General features: G+C 64.4%; 5 protein-coding genes. 1 reads left to right on the plus strand and 4 read right to left on the minus strand.

The features are described 5' to 3' along the window. Positions 1 to 133: 133 nt before the first annotated feature. The 4 genes from dmpG to DM374_RS32110 all read right to left on the minus strand — a co-directional run bounded on the left by dmpG (position 134) and on the right by DM374_RS32110 (position 3,755). Complete coding sequence (gene dmpG, locus DM374_RS32095; protein ID WP_110973486.1) at positions 134 to 1,156, minus strand: 4-hydroxy-2-oxovalerate aldolase; 1,023 nt, start codon at positions 1,154 to 1,156, stop codon at positions 134 to 136. A 10-nt stretch (positions 1,157 to 1,166) separates the two neighbouring features. Then, positions 1,167 to 2,090, minus strand: coding sequence for an acetaldehyde dehydrogenase (acetylating) (locus DM374_RS32100; RefSeq protein ID WP_110973487.1), 924 nt, complete (start codon positions 2,088 to 2,090; stop codon positions 1,167 to 1,169). Between the two features lie 22 nt (positions 2,091 to 2,112). Continuing rightward, positions 2,113 to 2,904 carry a fumarylacetoacetate hydrolase family protein gene (locus DM374_RS32105; RefSeq protein WP_110973488.1) on the minus strand — a complete coding sequence of 264 codons (792 nt, stop codon included), beginning with the start codon at positions 2,902 to 2,904 and terminating at the stop codon, positions 2,113 to 2,115. 77 nt (positions 2,905 to 2,981) lie between these two features. Continuing rightward, positions 2,982 to 3,755 carry a glucose 1-dehydrogenase gene (locus DM374_RS32110; RefSeq protein ID WP_110973489.1) on the minus strand — a complete coding sequence of 258 codons (774 nt, stop codon included), beginning with the start codon at positions 3,753 to 3,755 and terminating at the stop codon, positions 2,982 to 2,984. Positions 3,756 to 3,928: 173 nt separating this feature from the next. Here DM374_RS32110 and DM374_RS32115 point away from each other — a divergent pair, with 173 nt between their 5' ends. Continuing rightward, positions 3,929 to 4,384 carry an REP-associated tyrosine transposase gene (locus DM374_RS32115; protein ID WP_110973490.1) on the plus strand — a complete coding sequence of 152 codons (456 nt, stop codon included), beginning with the start codon at positions 3,929 to 3,931 and terminating at the stop codon, positions 4,382 to 4,384. Positions 4,385 to 4,413 lie beyond the last annotated feature (29 nt).

The following is a 4,413-nucleotide window of genomic DNA, read 5'->3' on the forward strand; positions in this document are numbered from 1 at the left end:
TGGTTATTCGGGCCAGTTGGCCAGTGATAACCGGGATCATGCGGTGACTGTTAGCTTCAGCATGGGCTTCTAAAGGCCTCATCGCCGGCAAGCCGGCTCCCACAGTGTGGGAGCCGGCTTGCCGGCGATGCTCTCAACCGCGCTGCCGCGCCAGCGTCATCGCGGTATCTTCAATCATGTCCTCCTGCCCGCCGACCATCCCGCGTCGGCCCATCTCCACGAGAATTTCCCGCGCCGACACGCCGTATTTCTTCTCGGCGCGCTTGGCAAACAACAGGAACGACCCGTACACCCCGGCAAAGCCCATGGTCAGGGCGTCGCGGTCGCTGCGGATCGGGAAGTCCATGATCGGCACCACCAGGTCTTCAGCCACATCCTGAATCTGGAACAGGTTGACGCCGGTTTCGATCCCCATTCGTTCACACACCGCCACCAGCACTTCCATCGGCGTATTGCCGGCACCGGCGCCAAGCCCGGCGCAGGCGGCATCGATGCGGGTGGCGCCAGCGGCGATGGCGGCAATCGAGTTGGACACGCCCATCGACAGGTTGTGGTGGCCGTGGAAACCGATCTCGGTCTCCGGCTTCAACGCAGCACGCAGGGTGGCCACGCGGATGCCGACGTCTTCAGGCAACAGGTACCCCGCCGAGTCGGTGAGGTAGATGCAGTTGGCACCGTAGCTCTCCATCAACTTGCCCTGTTTCGCCAGGCCCTCGGGGCTGTTCATGTGGGCCATCATCAGGAAACCGACCGTGTCCAGGCCCAGCTTGCGGGCGTGGGCGATGTGCTGTTCGCTGACATCGGCCTCGGTGCAGTGAGTCGCCACCCGCAGGGTGGACACCCCCAGTTCATGGGCCATCTTCAGGTGATCGACGGTGCCGATGCCCGGCAGCAGCAGGGCGGAGACTTTCGCCTGCTTCATCAGCGGGATCACCGCCGACAGGTAGGCTTCGTCGCTGTGGGCCGGGAAACCGTAGTTCACCGAGCTGCCGCCGAGGCCGTCGCCGTGGGTGACTTCGATCAGCGGGATGCCTGCGGCATCGAGTCCGCAGGCGATGTCTTTCATCTGTTGCAGGCTGATCTGGTGACGCTTGGGGTGCATGCCGTCACGCAGGCACATGTCGTGGACGGTGATGCGTTTGCCGCGAAGGTCCATGGTGTTCTCCTTAAGCGTGGGCGGGCTGGACGGCGCGCAATTGCAGCTCGCCCGTGAGGATGGCTTCGGCGTACATCTCGGCGGTGCGGGCAGCGGCGGCGGTCATGATGTCGAGGTTGCCGGCGTACTTGGGCAGGTAGTCGCCCAGGCCCTCGACCTCCATGAACACCGAAACCCGGTTGCCGTCGAACACCGGCCCGTTGACCAGCTTGTAGCCCGGCACATAGCGCTGTACCTGGGCGATCATCGCGTCGATGGCCGCGCGAATGGCGTCCTGGTCAGGCTCGCCTTCGGTCAGGCAGTGCACGGTGTCGCGCATGATCAGCGGCGGCTCGGCGGGGTTGATGATGATGATCGCCTTGCCTTTTTTCGCGCCGCCGACTTTCTCGATGGCACTGGAGGTGGTGCGGGTGAACTCGTCGATGTTCTTGCGCGTGCCGGGACCCACTGATTTCGACGCCGCTGTGGCGATGATCTCGGCATACGCCACCGGCTGCACGCTGGACACCGCCGCCACCAGCGGGATGGTGGCCTGGCCGCCGCAGGTGACCATATTGACGTTCATCGCGCCCAGGCCGAGGTTGGTCTTGAGGTTGACCGGTGGCACGCAGTACGGACCGATCGCCGCGGGCGTCAGGTCGATCATCAGCACGCCCAGGGCATTCAGCTTGCGGCTGTTCTCGGGGTGGACGTAGGCCGAGGTGGCGTCGAAGGCGATCTGGATAGTGTCGTCGAGGATGTGGGGCAGAAGCCCGTCGACGCCGTCTGCGGTGGTTTTCAGGCCCAGTTCGCGAGCGCGTGCCAGGCCTTCGGAGGTGGCGTCGATGCCGACCATCCACACCGGCTCCAGCACCTCGCTGCGTTTGAGTTTGTACAGCAGGTCGGTGCCGATATTGCCTGGCCCGATCAGCGCGCATCTGATTTTCTTGCTCATCGTCTGTGGCTCCCCAGGGTGCTCAAGGTATGAAGCGCAGGCTGGACTGGCCCAGCCCGCTCATGGAAAGGCTGATGCGATCACCGGCAACGACCGGCACCAGCGGCGCCAGGGCGCCGGAAAGAATGATTTCTCCGCGGCGAAACGGAATGCCCAGTTCGCCCAGGGTGTTCGCCAGCCAGGCCACTGCCGCGCAGGGGTGCCCCTGGACTGCCGAACCGAAGCCGCTGCCGGCGGGCTCGCCGTTTTTCAGCAGGTGCATTTCCACCCGGGCCAGGTCCAGCTCGCGCGGGTCGATTCGCTCGCTGCCGAGGGCGAATACGCCGCAGGAAGCGTTGTCGGCCACGGTGTCCTGGATGCGGATCTTCCAGTTGTCGATGCGTGAATCGACGATCTCGAAGCAGGGCATCACCGCTTCGCTGGCGGCCAGCACATCTTCGGCACTGATGCCGGGGCCTTGCAGGTCTTCGCCGAGGACAAAGGCGATCTCACCCTCGGCCCGCGGCTGGATCAGGTTGTAGCGGCCCAGGCTGACATCGCTGCCATCGGCCACTTGCATGGCGTCGGTGAGGAAACCGAAATCGGGTTGGTGCACGTCGAGCATCTCTTGCACGGCGCGGCTGGTAACCCCGATTTTCTTGCCCACCACGCGCTCGCCGAGGGCTTCGCGGCGTTGCAGGAAACGCAGGGAAATGCGGTAGGCGTCATCCAGGCTGATTTCCGGAAAGCGCTCGCTGAGCGGCGCGAGGGTCTTGCGGCTGCGCAGGGCGTGGAACAGCTCGGCGCCGAGGGCATCGATCAAATGGGCGTCCATGACGGGGCTCTTTCTGAAGGAAAAAAAAAGGCCGGCCCCAACGGGTTCGGAGTGCCGGCCAAAAGGGGAAAGCGGGGTCAGCCGGCCCAGACGCTGGAATCGGCGCCGCCATCGACATCGATGATCTTGCCGGTGACCCAGGCCGAGGCCGGGCTGGCCAGGTACAGCGCGGCGGCGGCGATGTCCTCGGGGGTGCCCAGGCACTTGAGCGGGGTGTTGGCCTCCATGGTCTGGCGCATGGCGGCAGGCATCACCCCGGCGAGCGCGTCGGTCAGGGTCGGGCCCGGCGCCACGGCGTTGACCCGCACGTGCGGGGCGAAATCCTGGGCCAGCAGGCGGGTCAGGTGGCTGAGTGCGGCCTTGGCGCTACCGTAGGCGCTGAAGTGGCGCTGCGAATAGCGCGCGGCCACCGAACTGACGTTGATGATGTTGCCGCCACCGGCCTCGCGCATCAGTGGCACGCAGAGCTGGCAGAACGCGTAGGCGGTGGAAACGTTGAAGCGCAGGATCTCGTCGAACTGCTCCGGGCTCAATTGCAGCGGGTCGTTGGGCCCGCCGCCGCCGACGTTGTTCACCAGGTGTGTGATGCGGCCCAGTTGCTCGTGGCTCTGGCGGACCAGGGCCTGGCGTTGTTCGCTGTCGTTGACATCGCAGGCGATGGCCAGGGCGCGCCGACCGAGGGCGCGGACCTCGCTGGCGACCGCCTCCACATCGGCCAGCGAACGGGCCGAGCAGACCACATCGGCGCCGGCCTCGGCATAGGCCAGAGCAATCGCGCGGCCGATTCCACGGCCACTGCCGGTGACAATGGCGACGCTACCGTCCAGTTGGAATCGCTTGAGGATAGTCATGGGCTGTCCCTTCTCCTGGGGTTTGGATGATGGAAGGGACTATGGCCGGGGCGGGGATTTGGGGGCATCGTCTCAATGGACTAGCGGGATGGAGTGAAATATGTGGAACCACTGATGCTCGGCCGCTGATCCGTTGGTGCACTAGGTTGAGGTCTCTATTGCAGGAGGCTGATATGGATCGTCCACACAACAAGCGTTTGCGCCATGGCCGTTTTTCCGAGCAGGGGCGTTTGTATCTTCTGACCACTACGGTTGCGGACAGGGTTCCGATTTTTCGGGAGATGTGCCTGGCGAGACTGGTAATTGGACAATTCCGGCAAGTGCAGGACGAGGGGCTGGCGAATTCGTTGGCTTGGGTAGTGATGCCTGATCACGTTCACTGGTTGATGGAACTGCGGCAGGCGAGTCTTAACACGCTGATGCAGCGCTTCAAGTCTCGTAGTGCCCGCAGCGTCAATGCGGCATGCGGGCGGCAGGGCCGGCTGTGGCAGCCGGGCTTTCATGATCGGGCATTGCGCCGGGAGGACGATATTCTCGAGGTTGCGCGGTACATCGTGGCCAATCCTTTGAGGGCTGGGCTTGTACAGCGTTTGGGTGACTATCCGCATTGGGATGCAGTGTGGTTGTAGGGCCATCGCGAGCAAGATCGCCAGGTAGG

Origin of the sequence: Pseudomonas huaxiensis (assembly GCF_003231275.1) — a bacterium.
GTDB classification, from domain to species: Bacteria; Pseudomonadota; Gammaproteobacteria; order Pseudomonadales; family Pseudomonadaceae; genus Aquipseudomonas; species Aquipseudomonas huaxiensis.